Below are 19,015 nucleotides of genomic sequence, written 5' to 3'. Positions count from 1 at the left end.
AAATCCACCAAGGCGCACAGAGGGCGTTCTAGGCCGCTCCCAAATATTCGGTCGCGTACCAGTCATTTAACTGCGGCTGACTGGCCGGATCATCCACCCAGGAACGGAGCTGGCGGACGAAATCATCCACCGGCTGATGCACCTCGACGAGATAGGACAGCGTGTTCGGGTGCGCCGGATAGGGCGGGGGATCGTCGAGCGGATACACGCCAGGCCCCATGCCGAAATCCTCCCGCGCCAGTACGTCGCAGATGTCTTGCACCCGGTGAGCTGCCGACAAACAAAACTTGATGCCGGTGCAGCTCGGTGACGCCCTCGCCGATGTGATGCTGCCTTGACCCAGGGCGGCGGTTGTCTCCGTGCGGGCGGTGCGCAATGCCTGGTAACTCAAATCGTCAGGCACCCGGCCCTTCATACGCTCCTGCATGCCTTCGTAATACTTGGACATCACATTTGCATCGCTGCGCACGTAGCCCTCCAGGGCACGAGCCGTTTCGATGGCGTCCTTCCCGGTGGCGATGCCATCCTGAATAATGTTGCGGATGACTTCGCCCGCACCGTTGGAGGAATCCCATATCCGATCCGACAGCTTCAGGCCGTAGCTGGTGCGCTCGATATGCGCCCGAACTGCCGCCTCATTGACCCGCGCATACATGCGTTCCAAACCGCTTTTGGTGATGCGGGGAATAGATACCTTTTGCGTCATCAGGTCAATCGTCACCGCGCGATTGTAGCGGCTGCCGATCTCCACCGCCTCCGCGATATGGCCGTGCAGCGTCTCGGTTAGCCCGTCCCGCAGCTCGGTGATCAGATAGCGGAGCTGGCCTTCGATAGCGCCCATCAACCAATCGTCAACCGTGCCGGAGCCGCCTTGCCGCAGCGTATCGGCGATTTCGTCGGCCAGCCGCGTGAACAGCTTGCGAACCTCCGGGTCTTGCCGCAGGCGCAGCTCTAGCCATGCCTGCCGAGCCTTGAGCGCTTCGGGCGCATAGGCTCCGGTAATTTGTCTGATCTGATTGATTTCGCTGCGCTTCATTCTCGCTTCGCCCCTTGACGGGCCTGTGCCTGGAACAGCTCCTTATTGCCGGTTGCCAGAGCGAAGTCGATCAAGGCATCGCGGATGACGTTTTCGCTCTCCTTGGCGTACCAATCGGCGGCAGGCTCCAAATCGCATTCCGGCGTCCAGTATTCCTTTTGCTCGGACGGAACCCGAATGAAGTAAGGCGTCCCGAAGAATCCGCGCGGTTCAATCATGGTCACATATGCCAGCGATCCGACCGGCAGGCCATAATTCAATGTGTCCGACACAATCACAACCGGCTGCATCATGTGGTATTTCATGCGGCACCGCCTTTCTTCAACTCTTTTTTGATCGCGTCAATCTCGCCGATCCCCAGCGCCCCGTCGGACAGTCGTTCACGCTCCACTTGGTTCATGATGATGCGCTGTCGCTCGGTGTCCGCATCGGGATCGTCGGAATCATACTCCTTCATAGTCGGGATATAGGCCCGCAGGAATTCGGCAGCAGAATCGGCGCTCATGAACCGTCCCTGGATGGCCGTGTTCAGCCCTTCCGTCAAAGCTTTGATGGTTTCGGCCAGCTCCTTTTCATCGCGCGGGTCGATTTCTTCCCATTCCAAGGTTGTGGCAAACGTCTCGAATTCCTGTCCGGTTTCGGCCTTGGTCATCGCCAGCACCATCCGCGCCAAGCGCTGCCAGTTGCTTGCAAAGTCAGCCCGCTTGCGGCTGATATTGCGAACGAAGACCGGCATTTGCTCCTGGACGCTGGATAGGCTGCTGGGCGTATGAACGCCCAACACGAATTCCGGCGTTTCGCTTACGGCCACGATGCAATAGAAAATGAGCTTCAGCAGGCCGGCAGCGTCGCCGGTGGAGCTGCGCACTTCGATGAAGCCAGCGTCTTCACCCTCGGTCATGATCAAAAATTCCTTGCCGTCCAAGGTGATGGTGCCGCCTTCCTGGGCGTACTTGGCCGGATCGGTGATGCCGAAGTTATTCCGAAGGAACGCGGCCACGTCCTTGAGGTTGAACTTCAGGCGTGGCGTGGAGTGCATCTTCGATCCTTGCAGCGCGTGAAGCATGACGTCGTGATACGCCTTCAAAAACGGCTCGATGGCTTCCAACTCGGATTGACCGAACAATCGTGTTTCGTCCTTCTCGTTTGCGAAATGCTCAATCGGGATGAAACCCAGCATATTCGGCTCTTCATGTTCGGTGGGGAAGCCGGGGATCGCATCGCCTTCCAGGCGAATCTTGCGCCGCTCCGCGCTGATCCATTGCGTGACCTTCGTATTTCGCCGGTTCCCGGATTCGTCCGTCCATTCCATATTCGATACCAGGACGTATTCTTCGACCCGGCCTGTCATCGGATTTCGATTGATGGAGTGGACTTCCTCGTTCGGGATGATGGTGTAGACCAGGCGTGATTGCATTTCAGGATACAGCGCCGCATCCGTCGTTTCGCGCCGCAGCCAGACGAAGCAATCGCCTTCCAGCAGCGCCTTTTTGTGCGTCCGGTTCATCTTGGACGTCTGACCCGAAAAGAAGTTGGTCACGATCTCCTTCGCCGCCTCGTCTTCCGAATGGAAGGAAGGGACGCCCATAAACCCGGCCTTGACGTTGATGATCGGTCTGCAAAATCCTGCGCCCAGCTTGTACGGCTCGGCTTCGTTGTCATATAGGCTGCGGGCCAGGGCGTAATCGACCCGGCGGCTGTCCAGCTTGTAGCTGGAAAATCCCAGGCCAACCATTGCGCTAACCCGGCGGCGCAGCTTGGAGATTTCGCCAGCGGCTTGCCGCAGCCATGTGCCTAACCCCATATTCTCAACCTCCTAAACACGCCCAGCAGCTTGTCGTCCAGGACGCCCGCACTCTTCGCAATCGTCCGGCAAGCCTCCAAGGCATCCGGGCCGTCGTCGTGTGCGCCCATTGGAAATTGTTTAAGCTGCTCCAGCAGCAGCTTATGACGTGCATCAAATTTGATATATTTGTTCTTCACATCCGGCTGAAGCGTCTGAATCCGCATGGTCTTATCGGTGTGCTGGTTCACTTCCTCTATTGGAAGATACAGCCCCAGCTCGGCGGACTTCTCGGCGATCTTCTCCTTGAGGAACCACTGGAATTGGTTGGTTTCACATCCCAGCTTCGTGTAGCCGCGCCCGAAACTCATGCGCAGCCAGCGTTCCTTTTCCATCGCATCGGTAATGATGGCGTCCGGGTGCCGCCGCTCGATGTCGGCGTCCAGCACGTACAAATAACCGGTCTGCATATGCTTGGCAAGCGTCAGGATCGTCGAATAGTCGCTTTTTTTGCTCTTGCCCAAGGAAGGATCGATAAAGCCGAAAAACTCGAATCCGACGGTAAAGTCCACCGCCAGCGGATTGTAGAAATCGAACCATTCTTCGTTGAACAGACAGTCCTCGGGGTTGATCGGTTCGTTTTGTTCCTCCGAATTGAATGACGCTTCGCCCTCGACGACCTTCATGACCATGAGGTCGTAATAGGAGAGCTTGGCTTCCCACAGCACTTGCGTACCGGCCAACATTTCCTCCCGGCGATCATCAAAATAAGCGAGAGCGTCTTGTTCCCGGCTTGCGTTGTCCAGGTCGGTCAGGATCAGCTCCCACTCGTCCCACAAGTCTTTGCGAGGGGAGAAGGAAAGGACCGCCTTATATTTGCGCGTCTGATAGCCCGGATTGCGCAGGATGTTCGCCAGCAAGCTGTCATAATGCAGGATGGTGCCAATATAAAAAATGTCCGTGTACGTATCACCGGACTTGGACACCGCTTTGAAAAACCAGCTTGACAGCTTCTTCCGTTGCTGCGGCGTCAAGACGTTTTCATCATTTTCGATGTCATCGAGCAGAATCAGGTCAGGACGCCAGTTCTTATGTTTGCGTCCCCGAACCTTTTTCCCTGAACCGATGGCCTCGATCTTGATGCCGGTGCTGGTCAGGATCACATCGTTTCTCCAAACTTTGCCCTTGAGGTCGCCGAAGTCCTCGCGGATCCCGGCATTTTCCTCGAATTCATCCCGAATCAGCTCCAGGAAGCCCTCGGCCTGATCGGAGCTGTCGGAGAGAATCAGCACGTACCGCTTGTATTCATAAAGCGTCGCATGGGCGGCGTCTTTGAATGTGACGTTCGTTGACTTGGCGTGACCACGCGGGGCGGCGATGGCTTGCTTGCTGCCCGGTTGCTGATTGACCTTCTTGGCTGCTTCGCTGTCGGTCGGGACGACACCCTTCAGGACGCCGCGCTTCCAAAGCTCGTCAAGCTCGCGGTGAAACTCCGGCGTTTCCCGATTGAAGTAATGGCCGAAGTAGGCTTTGCCGAAATACTCCAGGTCTAGCGCTCCGAGCTTGCGCCGCAAACCCTGTTTCCCGGTCAGCGGCTTACCGTCCCGAAACTGCTTGCGCAGCTCCAGACGTTCGGGCGAATCGTCTCGATACAAATACGCCTCCATGAGCTGCCGAATGGCTTTCGTCTCCTGGAGGGCGGCGTTATCATTTTTTTTGGCAAAATCTTTAAGTATGCTCATGCGTCACCTCCGGCGGGCATGCTTCGCCACCCGGCTGCCTTACTCGGCGCTGGTTGTGGCTTGCATGTGTTCCCGGCGATCCCCGGCCCTGCCGTAACAAGGTGCCGCTTCATACCGGTGCCTGTTCTAAAACCTCGATACCAAAGTCAATTTCCTTCGGCTCCCCGAACAACGTCAGTCGCACCCGCGCCCGGCCTTTGCGCCGATCCACGCGAACGATCTGTCCTTCCAGGTTCTTCAGGGGGCCGCTGACAACCTTGATCCGGTCGCCGTCTTCCACTTTGGACAGCCCGATCAGCTCGCTGTCCTCGCACCATTTGAGGACGTGGGCCATTTCCTTGATCGGCACAGGGGCCGGGTTCGGTCTGCCTAGGATTTCAATGACGCCATCCGGTGCGACAATTTTGTAATAGCTTTCATTGTCCAGGAATGCGTAAACGAACACGTATCCCGGAAAAAGCAGGCGGGAGACTTCTTTCATCTTGCCGCCTTGTCGTTCCATCAGCTTCCGCCGAGGGATCAGCGTTCGGATTTGCGGCGCGGTGCGAGCGAGACGCTTCTGCACGTTCAGCTCTTCGCCGGTCAAGACGTGGAGGACGTACCAGTTCATTCGTCGTCCGCCTCCAGTCGTTCGGCCACGCGATTGGCGACTTGGATCAGCCGTTCGCACAGCTCCGGCTCGATGCCTTCCAGCTCCGCATAAACCTCTTTCTTGAATTCATCCAGCGCAACCTTCGTTTTCTCGGCCAGGTCGGCTTTTATCTTATCCTTGTAAATCTTCGTCCGGGATAAGGCGACCATTACGCGGGCGGCCTTATCCAGCGGCATATCGTCCCATTCCTCTTGCGCCTGCGCAAACTTCTTGGTTAGCTCGCCCGCCATGATCTGCAAGCCGCCTTCCGTGTAGTCCGCGTCAGGGTTTTGCTTAATCAACTGGATCAGCGCCTTGGTCTGCTCCTGGGCTTCCTGGAGCCGCTGCGTTGCCCGGCCCACCCGAAGCGCATACCGACCGATGGAGCTTTTGGAAACCTCGTAACCTTGATCGAACAAGAATTCGGAAATCTCGTAGTAGGTGTACTTCGTATCCAGCAGCATGGCGTCCACCTGGTCCTTCAGATGGATCGGCAGTTCATCCACCTTAGAACGCACACGCCGCTTTTTGTGCTGATCGCCCATTAGATCAACACTCCCGGATCGTCAGGCGTGGAGCCTTCCAGCAAGTCGATGCCTTCGACGGTCAGGCGAATGACGGCATCGTTCGCGTATGCGTTGTACGAATTGATCCGGTCGTTCGTGAATTCGATGTACCCTTTGCCGACCAGGTAATCCAAATGCTTGGATATGTCCGGGCTAATGATGACGCCATCGTTCACCATCACGTTGACAAGCTGGCGGCACAACAAGGAATTGTTGTGCCCTTTCGCTAGGGAACGCATGATGTATCCGCGAACCGCTTTATTGTGTTGGGCACCGCGATAAGCCTGATCATCCATTGCGGCCACCTCCGATCATACTGTCGTGTATTTTGTCGAGCTTCTTGTCCACGTTGTTCATGGTCCTGATGAAATCTTCCCGAGTGGTGTAAATGAAGGGAAGGTCGGAACGAAGATCGTCCAGTTCCTTCTCCAGCGTGGAAACCCGTTGGGCATTTTCCTTGATTTGCCCCTTGATTTCGCTCATCGACGTTTTCAGGAAATACCCGATGACGCCGATCCCTAGCATGGTGATCGTCTGCATCGCCCAATTGAAGTCCATCCGCTTAGCCCTCCCGCAGCTCCAGCGCCTCGGAAATCGCCGCGTTCTGCTTCAATTCCAAAACCTTCGCTTCGATTGTCGCCGTGATGTACTTATCCAAGTCGCCCAGCGTGACCTTGAGCGCATCGAGGTATTGCGGTTCCATGGTGCGCACGATTTCGCTATAGGCTTGCTTGGCGAGGGAAGCAAGCTCTTCCTTCGACGCCTGTCCGTTCTTGACCGCGCGGCGCAGCTCCTTGGCCGTCGTCTGCTCGATGGTCTTGACCGTCTTCGTCGCCACATCATCCAACCGGGCGACAGCCGCCTGGGCGAGAGCCCGTTGATCATCGTTCTTGATTTTGGCCGCTTCGGCGGATACCTTGGCCGTCGCCTTGCGGATATAATACAGCGCGTAGGACGACAGCAGCGTCAGCGCCGCCAGGGTCAGGTTGGCTAATATGTCTTGTGCCATTTCTTGCATGCGATCATCTCCTATTTTTGAAATAAAAAAAGCTACCGAGTGGCTTTCGCCTACTGGTAGCTTAAAGGATATGACTTACAGTGAATACTTAGGGTATAGCAGGGGGAAGCCCTCGCGGGGCATCCCGTCAATTTAGAAGAGCGTCATCTGATTTTCGTCCTCGGGCGCTTCGGGTGCAGAAGAAAGTATGTGCCTGATCTGGCGCTCGCTAAGCCGGAACTTGCGGCCCAATTCCAAAATGTTTCGACCGTTGTATTCCGCAACGATTCGTCGATTCCTGATCGGTTCTATACATGAACTGATCGTCGGAAAATACAAGTTCGAGCCATTCACATAGGCCGACAGCTTCAAAAAATTTTCCATTCCGATTAGTTCGATGACAGGGTGGTAACGGTCAGGCAAATCTTCTTTCTCAAGCTCCTGCGCCCATTCAGGAATGATGACAATTCCAGCCACGCCTATTCACCCCCTATTATAGCAGATTTGCGAAAATGTCAAGTTAAACGGTGATTCCCTTTTCCTTCCTGTACTGAATGGTGATCGTTCGCCAGAAGTCGAAGCTGCCGGTTTTCGGGTCCATATGCGGATAGTAGTATTCCGCAGCTTCCTTTGCCCATTCCGGGGGTTCGATGTTCCGCTGCGCCTCCAAGTTCTTGATGCGTTCAGCCTGCTTCGCGATGGTTTCTTGTTGCTCCTTGACGCTTTCCTGTAATGCCTCAAATGCCTTCTTTTCTTCTGCTGTCATGGGTTGATCTTCCTCCTTAATGTCATATTGATATAAATTCCAGTCGTCCATGAGACGGATCAACTTGTCGGCATAAGTGGGATCAGTGGCGTAACCGGCTGCGGCGACTTCACGCGCTGCCGTTCTCCCATCCGCTCCAAGTACCTTGTGGTATAACTTCCGGTTCCAACTTACCCCATTGACGATCAAGGCTGAATGATCCGCAACCGAATCGCCCCAATTGTTGTACTTGCGAAAAGCTGCATTGACGGTGATCCACTTACCGCCGGAATATTCCCTCGTCGGCATGGTGACGCTGCCCGCCGTTCCTTTCCCTTTGATGCCGAATAGGTTGTTCGCTTGGACGGCCAAACCACTGTTCCCATCGGCGGATTCGAGAATACCCTGGGCGATGGTGAGAGAGGCGGGAACCTTGGTGATATGCATATCCGCAATAGCGTAAGGGGCCAGCTTGCGGATGAATTCAGCTCGCGTTAATTTTGCCATTTGTCGATGCCTCCTTCTTGTTGAATGTAAATCCGTACATGAGCAAGATTTGCCGATCTGTCGGGACGCCCTCGAAGAATTCGGGATTCGCGGAAATTGGCGTGTCGCGGATCAAGCCGACCAAGCGCTTGATGTTCGCCTGGGTGACGGCGATCCCGCGAGCCTTGAGGGTCGCTTCGATGTCCTTCAGCTTCAGGACCAGCTCCAGCTTCGTCTTAATGACCGGTTCCAATGGCTTCAGCTCCTTTCGTCGGCCACAACCAGCTCGATGACCTTGTTCTGTTTGATTAGGTGGGACTTGAGGGAACGGAAGGAGGTCCAGCCGTCTTCGTAATAGGTGTACGTGTTCCGCTTCTCCCATTCCTTGGCCCACTTCTTGTCGATCCGGCGCATTTTCGCCAGTTCTTTCTTCGAGCGGAATTGCTTCGTTCGTGGCCGCATGAAGCGCCGCCGTTCCTCGCAATCCTCCACGAACCACTTCCCCATGATGACGCCGTTCACGTAAACCCGGAGGCGGTTCTGCATCTGGCTGACGCGCTCCAAGCATATGGTGATCGGATACCCGTCGCAAACGAGTTTTACTTGCGAATAGAAGTGGGTCAGCTTTTGCTCGATGTCCTTCCAGTCCTGGGCGGTAATCACCCGCGTCGTCAGCTTCGTTTCCGTTTCTTGCATTTCGTTCCGCTCCTTTCGAGGGGCGCGTTCTCACGCGCCCATCAGATGCCAGCATTCAGATTTCAGATGCCCGGTACAAAAGCGGAGCGGAACCCAACGGGCGTGTTCACGAGCGACCGAGGGTAGCCCAGGTCGAGCGCAAAGACGCCCGCAGTAGCGCCATTGTTCCAACTGCCGCCGCGAATCGGGAGCTGTTCGCTTTCCTCGGCGTCCATCCAAAACCAATCCGTCAGCGGTTCGTCGTCAGCAGGGAATAGCCCGAGCGCTTGCACCAGGAACGGAACTTCGGTGTCGGCCTTCAGCTCGGAGAACGAGCAGCCGCCATACCCTCCGGCGGTGCCGATGGTCAGTTGAATGTCGTCGTCCAATTCGGCGTATTTCAGGCTGTAACCGTCCGACGCGATGGCCGTCCATTCCTCGCTCGTTGGCGACTGATCCGGCTGCAATGCGACATCGTTTCCGGGGATTACTTGGATTTCTCCGTCGGCCAGGCGAAGGCCGGACACCCATTCCCATACATTGCCGTTCAGGTCATATACACCTTCCGGCGTTCCGTCGTGCGACCAGGAGGCCGGGCCGCTGCCGGTCAACACCTTGCGCTGGTCGAATGTTTCGCCGCGCTCGTCTTCGTGCGCGTGATCGTTGCCCCAATTGTTATTCCCGCGCGGCAGCGTTCCGTTCTTCTTGGCCCATAGGGCGATGGCGGCCCATTCGGCGTTGCTGATCAAGTGCCAGCCTGGCCCCTTGCTTTCGCAAGCTTCCCGCGCCTGGTCGTAGTTCACGCCAACGGCGGGCTGCTGGAAGGGGAGGCTGTACGCTTTGCCGCCGACGATGACGTTCTGATATTTGCTCACCCAAATTTCCGGCACTTCCTTACCGCCGACGACAAAAGCCGGGTGAGGGGTATCCGGCGCACCATCAATCACGTCCGACAAATTGAATTTCGGGATGCGCACCATCATGCTGGGCTTGCCTGCGTTATCAAAAATCATGTCATTATTCCGTTGATTGCTCATTTTTCGTTCCTCCGTTTGTCATTTATTTTGAGAATGCGGGGCGAATCTGATGTCGATCCGCCGAGTTTCCGAATCATACTGAATCGCTTCGATCTGTCGCGCGGCGGGCTGCTTCTGCAATTGGTTGAGCAAACTTTGCAGGCTGACCGATATGCTCGAAGCTGTCATGTTCGCCGAAGGGAACTGAACAAAGCAAAGGTTCGGGTCCTTCGGCATCGCCAGCGGGACCGGATCGCTCTTCGACTTGGCTTTAGTCTTCGTACTGGCCCAAGCCATCCGAATCACTCCTTCCCAGCGCTATTTCAGGCGCTTTTTCAGGCGCTTTTTCCACTTCCGCCAGTGGCGGGCTTGGCTTTTCTTCTTCCGATAACTCATGATGCGGATGCGCTGCCGATCCGTTCCGCGTCGCCTGCTTGTCCGGGATCGGCATATCGTTTTGACCGCGAGTAGGGCGGTAAGGCTCTTTCTTGTGTGCATGGCTTCACCCCTTTAAGGTTGATATGTAGAAGCTGCCGAAGCGTCTGCTTGTCCTTGGCGTGGCGAACGATCAGCACATGACAATTCAGGTCCATACTCCAGCGGATCGCCCGGCGATCCAGGCGCAGCCGGTCGCACAGCTCATACAATAAATAGCGCCGCTCGGCGGTGACGTGCGCCGCTCCCGTCGAATCCGTGTAGACATCATGCCGCCGCCTCATTGCAGCAGCTCCTTGAACCGGTAATTCAGGGCCAACGGGTCCTCGCCTTCGGCCAGCAGCATTTTCCCCAGGTACTTCTTGCCCTTCGGGCTTTTCGTTTTCTCAAACAACCGGCCTGCCGTCGCTTCCGACAGCCATCCGATCAACTCGTAAAAATATTCGCTGGTGTAAACGATGGGGAGCTGCTTGCGGTAACGGTAATCCACGATGCCATAAAATTCCCTGATCCAGTTGTCCTTTTGGCTTTCCTTGCATATGTCGTCCACGACGAGCAAGTCGCAGTTGTAAATCTTCTGCCGGATTTCCTCCACCATGTACGCCTCGTCCTCGCGACTATAGTACGCGAACCACTCCTGGAAGCTTTGCACCCAATTGAAGAAGAGGGGATGAACGCCCAGCTCGATCAGCGGGGCAACCGCCGCTGTCACCAGGTGCGTCTTCCCGCTGCCGGAGGTTCCCAGGAGTCCGAACCAGGGGACGCCCTTCAAGCCCTGTCCCTTCTTGATTCGGGCGACCAGGCCATCCGAATACTCCCGCGCCAGCTCGTATGCGGCGGCGACGCGGGGGTCCGCGCCGTTCACGACGAAGTTATCAAACGTCTTGTGCAGCGCGTCCTCGCTCATGTTGGATGATTTCATGATCCGTTGAAGCTTCTTGCGCTCCACGCACTCGCAGCGATACCCGACGTTGCGTTCAAGATCGAAGATGATGCCTTCGTCCCGGCACTTCGGGCAATCATAGACCGTCAAGTCTTCGGCGGAAGGCTGCTTCTGCATTGGCGTCTCGCGTTCGGCCTTTGCCCTGGCTGCCTGCACCCGTTCGAGCAAGGAAGGCATGATGTCCTTCAGACTTTCCATGAGCCGCGCCTCCTTTCTGGAGATTCCGCAGGATGCCGCGCGTGTAGTTCTCTTTGATGTTCGGATACTTTTCGATGTGGATGCGCAGCGCCCGAATGACCAGGGCCGGGTCATACTTGGCCCAATATTCATGTTCGCGTTGCTGGATGCCCTCCGATATTTTGCCGGTGCTACGGGTCCAGCGCACCGTCTCCCAATATTGCGCAATGACAGCCTGTTGTTCCGGCGTATATCGATCAAGTGCGTTCGACACTTGGCCGTTCCTCCTTTCGTGTATCGTTCTGCCGCCACAAGTAGAGGCGGGAAAACAGCTCCATTTCCCGCGTCCATGTGGCTGCCGATCCATCTTTCAGGCGATCATATAAAGCTCGGTAATCGATGACCTTGGATTTCGCTTCATCCATGCTGCCGGTTCTGCTCCCTGCGCAGAACGGCCTTCAAGGATTCAATCAACGTCCGCGCCTGGCCGAACCCAAGCCATTCCAGGCGAGCGACCCCGCCGCAATATTTTTTCGTGAACGCCTGGAGGCGCTTCGGGTTGTCGGCCCAGCCCAATTCACGCTCCAGCGTTCGGATTTTATGGAGCTGTTCCGGTGTCGCCATCCCAGGGCGGCGGGTTGCTTGCGCTGCCGTCTGCTTGCCAGCGAGCCGATTCATTTCCTCGATCAAGAGATTCGCTTGGAGGATCGTCAAGACGGATGTGCTGCGCTGGCCGGTGAGGCGTTCGACCAGGTCGCGCAGCAACGTTTCATCGAAGCCCAATTCCCCGGCGAGCGCCCAAATCTTGCGGTTTTGTTCGGGAGTCCGCTTCTCCGTTCTCGCCGCCCGGCTCATTTCTCGTACTCCAATCCGACGCCGACCTGGTCTTCCACAAATACCGATTTGCGGATGCGTTCGAGCTGTTCGGCGGTCAGGCCGGAGAAGAAGCGGTCGATCAGCTCGGTGTTCTTGATCTGCCGGATCGCGTCCAATTCTTCCTCGCATTCGCCAGTGATGCCGACACTCTCCAGGACCCGCTTGTCCTTGAGATAGTCGCCCTTGAGCTTCTTCTTCACCGACTTGATGGTCGCGGCGTCCAGGCCCAACCCTTGCAGCACGCCATCTAGCGTCTGGCCGTCGGTGGCGAAATCGTTCTTGAACAAAGCGATCAGCGCTTCCTTGAACCGCGCTTCGACCGCGTATTTGATTTCCTCCTTGCGGACGATCTTCGCCTTGGCCTTCTCACCCATGACTTCGATCAGCGCGGTGTAATCGTCAAGATCGAATTTTTCCTTTTGGGCCACATTGAAATGCCCGTTGCTGCCGAAGATTTGCAGCCACTTCAAATTCCTGTTGTCCATGACTTCGACCGCAGCCGCTTGCAGCTCGGCCTTGATCGCATCCAGTCGCTTCGTGTCTTCTTTGATCTGCTTTTCGAGGTCGATCCCCTGGTCCACCAGCTCGGCCAGGCTCGCCAGACGTTCGTTCGTCATTCGGCAGCACCCCCTTGCAGCGCTCCGGCCAGCCTTGCATCAGCGACTTGGCCGTCCATATGTTCAATGCAAGTAGCGCAAACAAAACGGCCATTGAACACGATCAGCTCATTTCCCGACCCGCAGAACAAGCAGCTTCCTTCCGTGCGTTGCAGCAAGATCGAACCATCTTCGCCATCGACGACGATCTTGAACCGCTCGCCATCCGTCAGTCCGTAGTCCCGGCGAAGCGCCGCCGGAAGGATGATCGCTCCGCTTTTACTGATTTTCTTGTTAAATTCCTTCATGTACATATTCCTCCTTTGGTGTGATGTCGCCCCGGAGCAAACCGGGGCTGTATTCGCCTCCGAAATAGCCATCCAGGTGCATGATCAGCTGCGTGAAGGCCGCCAAAAACCTGGGACAGCTCGGCGCGTTTTTGCGTATCTTCTTGCCATATTGCCCGCCGCGCTGAACGGCGCAGAAGAAGAGGTTTCCGCTTTGGAAGCGCACCGCCACGATATGATCACAATGGGCGCACTTGGTTTCCGGCTGCGGGGCGGGCGATTCGGACGGCTGCGGCAAGTCGGGAAACAAATCCAGTTGCTCGGATGACACTTCGCGCACCTGCCTTTCGTCTGCCTCCTATCGCTCGGGCGAGCTGCCGACGCATTCCTTCCGGCTCGGTCATCAGGCACTTGTGAAGAAAGTCATCCGACAGCTTCAGCGCTCGGGACGACAGCCCGGTCATGCCGATCTGCCCGGCCAGCTCCGACAGTTCATGCAGCGCGACCGATATGCAAACCAATTCCAGCTTCGTGAAGTCGTACAATCCAACAGACTCCAGCTTCTCGGCCAGGCGTTCGTACACCGCCGCCGATGGCTGCGAGGCGTCGCGGGCGCGTAATCGCAACGCCGCCCGCGCCAGCTCGACCTCCGATGTGATCAGCTCCATTTCAACTTTGATCATAGGTTCGACCTCCTTTACAGCATCATCATGCTGCTGGCCTTATAAATCGTGTCCAGCGTGATGGTTTCGCCGCCGTCCTCGCGGTGGACGCGCAGCACGTTGTCGAGCGTTCGGGCGAGCAAGCGGAAGCAGCCCGTTTTGCCGTTCGTTCCGCGAGCGACCATTTCTTCCAGGGCGTCCGGCTCAAACGGAAATCCTTCCAGATAGTCGCGGACTTCCTTGTCCGTCAGCCCGACAAGTGCCGTCCGGGCATCCACCCGGTTCGCGAAGCGCTCCAGGTATCCTTTGATCAGCGATTCCAACTTCGGTTCCCCGGCAATCACCAGCCCGACGCGGGCGTCGCCGTAGATGGAGCGCAGAATTTCCATCTTCTTTTGGGTGTACTTATTGATCAGCTTGTCGGCCTCGTCCACGATCAGCAGATACCCCTTGTTTACCTCGAAAAATTGAATGATGCCTTGTTTCTTGCGGTAGATGCTACCGGATGCGGACGGGATGCCGAGCGCCGCTTCGATAGCGTCGATCAGGTCCTTGCAACCCATGCTGTCATCGCATTCGATATAGGCCACGCGGGGCATCTTCGCGTAATGCTTGAGCGTATGGCTCTTCCCGTAGCCGGTGCGACCGGTGACAATGCCCAGCTTGCTGTGATCTTGACATTCGGCGCAAAGGCCGAGGATGTCGCGGGCGTCCCGACCGGCGAAGAACTTCGGTGCGGTCGCCGGGATCGCGGAGGTTTCGCCGACTTGATCATGCTCGTTGAGAAACTTCAGGACAGCCGGTTCGATCTTGGTGTTCTCGGCGTCGTACTTGCCCGAGAGATACCGGGACAAGGCCGGTCTGGAGACACCCATGATTCGAGCCATTTCCGTAATCGTGCTGCCCGTCCGGTTCATGTATTCATTTGCCCGAGTGACAAGGTCCGTTTTGATTGTATAAAGCTTCGTCGCTTCCATTGCCATGTGTAAACCCCTCCGTTAGCCAAGTTCCTTCAGCTTAGCCAAAGCTGCCTCGGCACGTTTTTGGTAATAATCGTTTTCCACAGCAGCGGGCCGAGCGGCCTTTTTGCTGCGAACGTCTTCCTTATACTGCTTGTCCTGCGGCAGCGCCACGACCTTGGGCGCTTTGCCTTTTGCCGTTTGTCCAATGAACACGCCTGCCATATTGTCCTCGGCAGCGATGTGTTGTCCGATCCGCTCTTCCAGCGGCGTGGTCAGCTCCTTCAAGCGCTGTCTGTCCGCCTTGAGCTGCTGATTTTGCGCCCGCTTGTGTTCCTCCAGCGCCTTTTGCGGCGCACGCGGGGCAATCTGAAGCAACTCCTGGCTTTCAGCCTCGCAAATCTTAGCACCGGTGATCCGGTCATACACATGAAGCCGAGTGACGTCGTTCGCGTCCCACTTGATGTTGACATAGTCGTCGATGTAGGCGTCCAGCTCGGGGGCGCGGTATTCGTACCCGAACCGGCGAATGCCGACCTGGTAAACGCGAACCCGCTCTTCTGCCTGCATCAGCCAAGTGGCGGCGACCGATCTTGGCGGAACCGCCTTGAAGTAGCGCTCGGCGTTTTGGAATACTTCCAGCGGCGTATGCCACTGTTCGCCTTGATCCTTGAGGCCCCGGTGCTTCCGGGTGTGATACTCTTCATCGCGCCATTTGCGCCACAGGGTGCAAAGCTCGTCCATCGTGATCAGCTCGCCGCGTTCCAGCATGCCCGGAATGTCCTTCTTGATCTTGCTGGATGTGCGCGATCCGGTCAGCGTTCCCGTATAGCTAAGCAACCACTTCTCAAACCGGTTGATCAGCGTCAGGAAGAATCGTTCAATCGCTGCTTTGCCCCAAGGCTGATATGGCAGCGAACGGAAATCGTCCTGAATGCCGATGGATCGATAGAAGCCGATGGCTTCGCTGTCCAAACTCATTCGCTCGGTCCGTTTGCGGCCCGTCAGTGTTTCGGCGGTGAAATCCTTGCCGTTGTCGATCTTGATCCATTGTGGAACGCCGCCGACTTCGTTATAGATCATGTTAAGCATCGATTGCTTGATGACCTGGGCGCTCGGCGTGTGACAAATGATGTCGCCGACGATGCAGCGGCTTCGCGTGTCGATCCAACCGACCAGGATCGGCTTGATCGCGGTCTTCTTGCCGTTCGGGTAGGTGTATTCAACCCACACGTCGAAGGTGTGACCGTCGCCCTGAACCAATCCCATGACCGGCACCGACTTCATATCTTGCAGCGCCTTGCGCAGCTTCTTGTTCCGATACATCCGTTCGCCCTTTTCGGCGAGGTAGTGCGCGTTCTTATAGCGCTTGACTTCCATCAAGTAACCTATGTAACGCGCCACCGTCGGATAGGATGGATAGTCCCAACTGTTGGTAGATGCAACTTGTTGCAGCTTGGTGTAAAGCATATCGATGGTTCCTTGGTTCTCCGCGAATCGCTTGTCGAACCACAGATTTTCGATCCAGGCTTTCATCGGCTCGGAGAGCGATGGGAACGTGTAGGTTTCCTTTGGCTTCCGGCATAATGCCAGCACTTTCAAATAATCGTAATTCTTGCCGTCCTGTTTCCCGAGCTTCAGCGCCCAGGCGCTCGCTTCGAGATACGCTTGCGAATGTCGGTATAGCGTCCGCTGGCTCATGCCGAGCTGGGCGGCAAACTCTTCCGCGAAGCCCGTCCGGTCGCGGTCGGCATAGTTCAAAAATTCCTGAATGTGCTTCGCCAGCTCGACCGCTTCGTAATACCGCTTCCCGAATTTCTTGATGTATTCATCCAGGTCGGCGTCGATGTACCAAGGCACATCGTCCGAATTGGTGCGTTCTTCGATCACGACTTCATCCCCTCCCTCGATGTTCTGCGCTTCCTTGTAAGCTCTCCGAGCCTTCTTTGAGAGGGAAGATAGAGCAACTAGAATCCGAGGCTTGCCGCCACTTGAAACCGGCTCTTTTCTCACATTGAATAGAGCTGGGTTTCGTTGAACCTTCTTCTTGATCGCTTCATAACTGATGCCTTCGTAACCGGCAGCGTCTTCTAATGAGACAAACACGTCCGTCAAGCGGCTTCCCCTCCTTTCCATTCCATCACCCGCATGGTACAATAAGGGGGAATAGCTTTTTGCTATTCTCGGGACTAGGAGCGGTTACTCTTGCTGGAGGAGCGCTCCTTTTTTGTTGCCTTCTTCTCCCTGTACTTCCCTTATTGCATCTGCTCGCTTTCATGCGGACACCTTCAAGCTTTCCAAATCCAAGTCCAGTACCCTGGCTATTTTCGGGAGGTAGTTTCTCCCCGAACGAGCGCCAAACAAAATAGAATTCAAATATTGCTCGCTTGTTCCGATTTTTTGGGCTAATTGCCGGTGTGTTATTCCAACTTCGATCAGGCGTTTTTTAACTACTTTGCCGACCGGAGTCAATTCGCGTTTCTTTCTCATGGCGTTTACCCCCTTCAGTAACATTGGCGGCCCCTTCCTTCAAAGTATCGAAGTGATTCTCCCATTCCGCCAAATGGTTCTCCATGCTTTTCAAATACGATAATTTCCCATTCACCCGAGCAAGGAACCGTTTCAGTTCTTCCTCCAGTTCCTCCTTTTCGGCGCGAACCTCTTGCAGCAGCCGTCTATTTGTTTCATTAAGAGATTCAATCATGATGTCTGCTGTTTCAGGAGCGAATTCCTCGACTTGCTCAACGAAAGATGATATTTGAGCAAATCCCTTCTTATACAAATGCGTCCATTGGTTTTGCGACAATTGCGATCACCTCCTGCTTGCACGTAGTTGATTGAATCGATATTGCTATTCACTTTTCAAAGAGCATACGGCCTACCGTTGTGCAAGACGGCGGCTATTTTGTTGCGCCTGTTGTGGGTTCATGATGTGTGGTAAAATTTGAATTGGTGTAGTTCTAAAGCATGCTTTAATTATATACCACACGTTCGTGTGGAGTCAACAAAGAAAACACACTTTTATGGGGTATTTATTTTGATAAAACACATTTTCGTGGGGTGATTAAATGTCAGAGACGTTTGGAGATCGTTTGAAGGAAGCGCTAAAACGTGCAGGGCATACTCAAAACAGTGCCAGGGAAGTGCTTGGCTTGTCCAAAAATGCAGTGAACAATTACGCTAGGGGCAGGATACCCGATGCAACTATTCTGCTCCGTCTGTCACAATTGTGTGGTGTGTCTATGGAATGGCTTCTCACGGGTGTCGAAAGGGAAGTGGAGAAGGAGAAAGTGGAGAACAGGGGATTTGACATAAGTCCTGAAGAATACGAACTAATCCTTAAGCTGCGATCATTGGACGTAGACAATCAAGAGGAGGCAATCGAAATTATTGAGCGTAAATATGCTCGTTTGGGCAAAGACGCCCAGAACAGCAGAAAGCGGATGTCATCGAACTCGCAACCTGGCGCGGAAGACGAACTGTCCGCCGGGATCAGTGACGTGAGTTAATTTTTATGTCCTAAATGATTTAGTTTTATATCATTTTTTTGGCGATTTCAACCTAATTGCTAGTGATTTATAACTGACCTGGGTTGGCGATATTTTTATCGCAAACAATGACGATTTATAGTAAAATTATGGTATGTTAATTCGCTGCGTGAGAGGAGGTATATCCGGATGTTGTTGATTCTCTTGTTCATCCTGCTGGTCATCGTCATCATATTTCGCAAGGAAATTAAAAACATGATTGCATATGGCATTCTTGCCATACTGGCATTCGGTTTGTGGCAAGTAGCGTGGTGGGGAGCCTTGATAGTCGTCGCGCTCTTTGTTGTCCCATTCATTGGAGGATTTTTGTTGGAGCATTTCAAGGGGCGCAAACAGGCTGCGAAATGATCGTTTTTTTGCAGAATTGTGTCCCTTTGAAAACAGCTGGTTTTAAGAGGTCTCAAAATGCCTGAAACCCGCGCCATTGCTGCAATGGGACCAATTCTGCACCGATTAAACGATTTGTCCCATTCAATTCTGCACTTTTTTCGTTGTTTTCATGATTAAACGTTATTATAATCGACGATGATTCAACCAAGAAAAGCCTGTGCCATCGCGGTTTCCGAGATTTCCGAAGTTTTTAGTAACGAGCTTTAACGCTTAATAACGCAACGTTCTAACGCTTCGCTTCTTTTGCTCGGAATCTCCATCGACTCAAATATCATTCCAAAAACACGAAACGCCCGTTTTTCCTTATATACCAAGGGTTTCGGGCGTTTTTTCTATCATTTTCACTCTATTAAGTTTCTTTTTTGTCATTCTCAAGATACTTGTCACGCTAACCTCGCTCCATCCCACCTAAACCCGCATGAAATCAGGCATTCCCGGCATTTCCCGCTTCGTTTTTTTGGGTGT

General features: G+C 54.8%; 29 protein-coding genes. 2 read left to right on the top strand and 27 right to left on the bottom strand.

The genetic code is table 11. From position 1 onward, the window contains the following. Positions 1-28: 28 nt before the first annotated feature. The 27 genes from SK3146_RS12480 to SK3146_RS12350 all read right to left on the bottom strand — a co-directional run bounded on the left by SK3146_RS12480 (position 29) and on the right by SK3146_RS12350 (position 17,418). Entirely contained in the window at positions 29-1,036 is a 1,008-nt protein-coding gene (locus SK3146_RS12480; RefSeq protein ID WP_249865353.1) for a retron-type reverse transcriptase, read from the bottom strand. Next, entirely contained in the window at positions 1,033-1,341 is a 309-nt protein-coding gene (locus SK3146_RS12475; protein ID WP_111153878.1) for a hypothetical protein, read from the bottom strand. The genes SK3146_RS12480 and SK3146_RS12475 overlap by 4 nt, the downstream gene beginning before the upstream one ends. Continuing rightward, a complete protein-coding gene (locus tag SK3146_RS12470) occupies positions 1,338-2,840 on the bottom strand; it encodes a phage portal protein (protein ID WP_249865352.1) in 1,503 nt (500 codons plus the stop codon). Before SK3146_RS12470 ends, SK3146_RS12475 begins: the two co-directional genes overlap by 4 nt. Further along, positions 2,831-4,561 (bottom strand): phage terminase large subunit, encoded by a 1,731-nt coding sequence (gene terL / locus SK3146_RS12465; protein WP_249865351.1) that lies wholly within the window; start codon positions 4,559-4,561, stop codon positions 2,831-2,833. The genes SK3146_RS12470 and terL overlap by 10 nt, the downstream gene beginning before the upstream one ends. Positions 4,562-4,670: 109 nt before the next feature. Further along, positions 4,671-5,171 (bottom strand): antiterminator LoaP, encoded by a 501-nt coding sequence (loaP, locus tag SK3146_RS12460; protein WP_249865350.1) that lies wholly within the window; start codon positions 5,169-5,171, stop codon positions 4,671-4,673. Then, complete coding sequence (locus SK3146_RS12455) at positions 5,168-5,737, bottom strand: phage protein Gp27 family protein (protein ID WP_111153874.1); 570 nt, start codon at positions 5,735-5,737, stop codon at positions 5,168-5,170. The genes loaP and SK3146_RS12455 overlap by 4 nt, the downstream gene beginning before the upstream one ends. After that, positions 5,737-6,054: a hypothetical protein gene (locus SK3146_RS12450; protein WP_018749839.1), complete on the bottom strand. Its 318-nt coding sequence runs from the start codon at positions 6,052-6,054 to the stop codon at positions 5,737-5,739. Before SK3146_RS12450 ends, SK3146_RS12455 begins: the two co-directional genes overlap by 1 nt. After that, entirely contained in the window at positions 6,047-6,316 is a 270-nt protein-coding gene (locus SK3146_RS12445) for a hypothetical protein (RefSeq protein WP_018749838.1), read from the bottom strand. Before SK3146_RS12445 ends, SK3146_RS12450 begins: the two co-directional genes overlap by 8 nt. Before the next feature lie 4 nt (positions 6,317-6,320). After that, positions 6,321-6,776 carry a guanylate kinase gene (locus SK3146_RS12440; protein ID WP_111153873.1) on the bottom strand — a complete coding sequence of 152 codons (456 nt, stop codon included), beginning with the start codon at positions 6,774-6,776 and terminating at the stop codon, positions 6,321-6,323. Positions 6,777-6,908: 132 nt separating this feature from the next. After that, the gene (locus SK3146_RS12435; protein ID WP_111153872.1) at positions 6,909-7,232 is read right to left on the bottom strand and encodes a Mor transcription activator family protein; all 324 of its coding nucleotides are present in this window, start codon (positions 7,230-7,232) and stop codon (positions 6,909-6,911) included. Positions 7,233-7,275: 43 nt separating this feature from the next. Next, positions 7,276-8,007 carry a glycoside hydrolase family 73 protein gene (locus SK3146_RS12430; RefSeq protein ID WP_111153871.1) on the bottom strand — a complete coding sequence of 244 codons (732 nt, stop codon included), beginning with the start codon at positions 8,005-8,007 and terminating at the stop codon, positions 7,276-7,278. Further along, entirely contained in the window at positions 7,985-8,239 is a 255-nt protein-coding gene (locus tag SK3146_RS12425) for a hypothetical protein (protein WP_111153870.1), read from the bottom strand. Before SK3146_RS12425 ends, SK3146_RS12430 begins: the two co-directional genes overlap by 23 nt. 5 nt (positions 8,240-8,244) lie before the next feature. Next, entirely contained in the window at positions 8,245-8,682 is a 438-nt protein-coding gene (locus SK3146_RS12420) for a hypothetical protein (protein ID WP_111153869.1), read from the bottom strand. A gap of 62 nt (positions 8,683-8,744) precedes the next feature. After that, the gene (locus SK3146_RS12415; protein WP_249865349.1) at positions 8,745-9,698 is read right to left on the bottom strand and encodes an SUMF1/EgtB/PvdO family nonheme iron enzyme; all 954 of its coding nucleotides are present in this window, start codon (positions 9,696-9,698) and stop codon (positions 8,745-8,747) included. An 18-nt stretch (positions 9,699-9,716) separates the two neighbouring features. After that, a complete protein-coding gene (locus SK3146_RS12410; protein WP_111157427.1) occupies positions 9,717-9,974 on the bottom strand; it encodes a hypothetical protein in 258 nt (85 codons plus the stop codon). A 95-nt stretch (positions 9,975-10,069) separates the two neighbouring features. Next, positions 10,070-10,396 carry a hypothetical protein gene (locus tag SK3146_RS12405; RefSeq protein ID WP_249865348.1) on the bottom strand — a complete coding sequence of 109 codons (327 nt, stop codon included), beginning with the start codon at positions 10,394-10,396 and terminating at the stop codon, positions 10,070-10,072. After that, entirely contained in the window at positions 10,393-11,172 is a 780-nt protein-coding gene (locus SK3146_RS12400; RefSeq protein ID WP_244919031.1) for a DnaA ATPase domain-containing protein, read from the bottom strand. The genes SK3146_RS12405 and SK3146_RS12400 overlap by 4 nt, the downstream gene beginning before the upstream one ends. Further along, the gene (locus SK3146_RS12395; RefSeq protein WP_244919030.1) at positions 11,132-11,506 is read right to left on the bottom strand and encodes a hypothetical protein; all 375 of its coding nucleotides are present in this window, start codon (positions 11,504-11,506) and stop codon (positions 11,132-11,134) included. The genes SK3146_RS12400 and SK3146_RS12395 overlap by 41 nt, the downstream gene beginning before the upstream one ends. 143 nt (positions 11,507-11,649) lie before the next feature. Then, positions 11,650-12,087: a regulatory protein GemA gene (locus SK3146_RS12390; protein WP_249865347.1), complete on the bottom strand. Its 438-nt coding sequence runs from the start codon at positions 12,085-12,087 to the stop codon at positions 11,650-11,652. Continuing rightward, positions 12,084-12,725, bottom strand: coding sequence for an ABC transporter permease (locus tag SK3146_RS12385; RefSeq protein ID WP_249865346.1), 642 nt, complete (start codon positions 12,723-12,725; stop codon positions 12,084-12,086). The genes SK3146_RS12390 and SK3146_RS12385 overlap by 4 nt, the downstream gene beginning before the upstream one ends. Further along, positions 12,722-13,012, bottom strand: coding sequence for an AbrB/MazE/SpoVT family DNA-binding domain-containing protein (locus SK3146_RS12380; protein ID WP_249865345.1), 291 nt, complete (start codon positions 13,010-13,012; stop codon positions 12,722-12,724). The genes SK3146_RS12385 and SK3146_RS12380 overlap by 4 nt, the downstream gene beginning before the upstream one ends. Continuing rightward, positions 12,999-13,223 (bottom strand): hypothetical protein, encoded by a 225-nt coding sequence (locus tag SK3146_RS12375; RefSeq protein ID WP_249865344.1) that lies wholly within the window; start codon positions 13,221-13,223, stop codon positions 12,999-13,001. The genes SK3146_RS12380 and SK3146_RS12375 overlap by 14 nt, the downstream gene beginning before the upstream one ends. A 7-nt stretch (positions 13,224-13,230) precedes the next feature. Then, positions 13,231-13,674: a hypothetical protein gene (locus tag SK3146_RS12370; protein WP_249865343.1), complete on the bottom strand. Its 444-nt coding sequence runs from the start codon at positions 13,672-13,674 to the stop codon at positions 13,231-13,233. Positions 13,675-13,688: 14 nt separating this feature from the next. After that, positions 13,689-14,636, bottom strand: coding sequence for an AAA family ATPase (locus SK3146_RS12365; RefSeq protein ID WP_111153865.1), 948 nt, complete (start codon positions 14,634-14,636; stop codon positions 13,689-13,691). Positions 14,637-14,651: 15 nt separating this feature from the next. Beyond that, positions 14,652-16,718 carry a Mu transposase C-terminal domain-containing protein gene (locus SK3146_RS12360; RefSeq protein WP_349655219.1) on the bottom strand — a complete coding sequence of 689 codons (2,067 nt, stop codon included), beginning with the start codon at positions 16,716-16,718 and terminating at the stop codon, positions 14,652-14,654. Positions 16,719-16,886: 168 nt separating this feature from the next. Further along, positions 16,887-17,102 (bottom strand): helix-turn-helix domain-containing protein, encoded by a 216-nt coding sequence (locus SK3146_RS12355; protein WP_083930057.1) that lies wholly within the window; start codon positions 17,100-17,102, stop codon positions 16,887-16,889. Next, complete coding sequence (locus SK3146_RS12350) at positions 17,059-17,418, bottom strand: hypothetical protein (protein WP_249865341.1); 360 nt, start codon at positions 17,416-17,418, stop codon at positions 17,059-17,061. Before SK3146_RS12350 ends, SK3146_RS12355 begins: the two co-directional genes overlap by 44 nt. A 262-nt stretch (positions 17,419-17,680) precedes the next feature. Here SK3146_RS12350 and SK3146_RS12345 point away from each other — a divergent pair, with 262 nt between their 5' ends. After that, positions 17,681-18,121 carry a helix-turn-helix transcriptional regulator gene (locus SK3146_RS12345; protein WP_018749819.1) on the top strand — a complete coding sequence of 147 codons (441 nt, stop codon included), beginning with the start codon at positions 17,681-17,683 and terminating at the stop codon, positions 18,119-18,121. Between the two features lie 168 nt (positions 18,122-18,289). Continuing rightward, positions 18,290-18,508 (top strand): hypothetical protein, encoded by a 219-nt coding sequence (locus tag SK3146_RS12340; RefSeq protein ID WP_018749818.1) that lies wholly within the window; start codon positions 18,290-18,292, stop codon positions 18,506-18,508. The last annotated feature ends 507 nt before the right edge of the window (positions 18,509-19,015 follow it).

The organism is Paenibacillus konkukensis, from assembly GCF_023523925.1.
Lineage (GTDB): Bacteria > Bacillota > Bacilli > Paenibacillales > NBRC-103111 > Paenibacillus_S > Paenibacillus_S doosanensis.
This window is presented reverse-complemented; position numbering and strand designations above follow the sequence as displayed.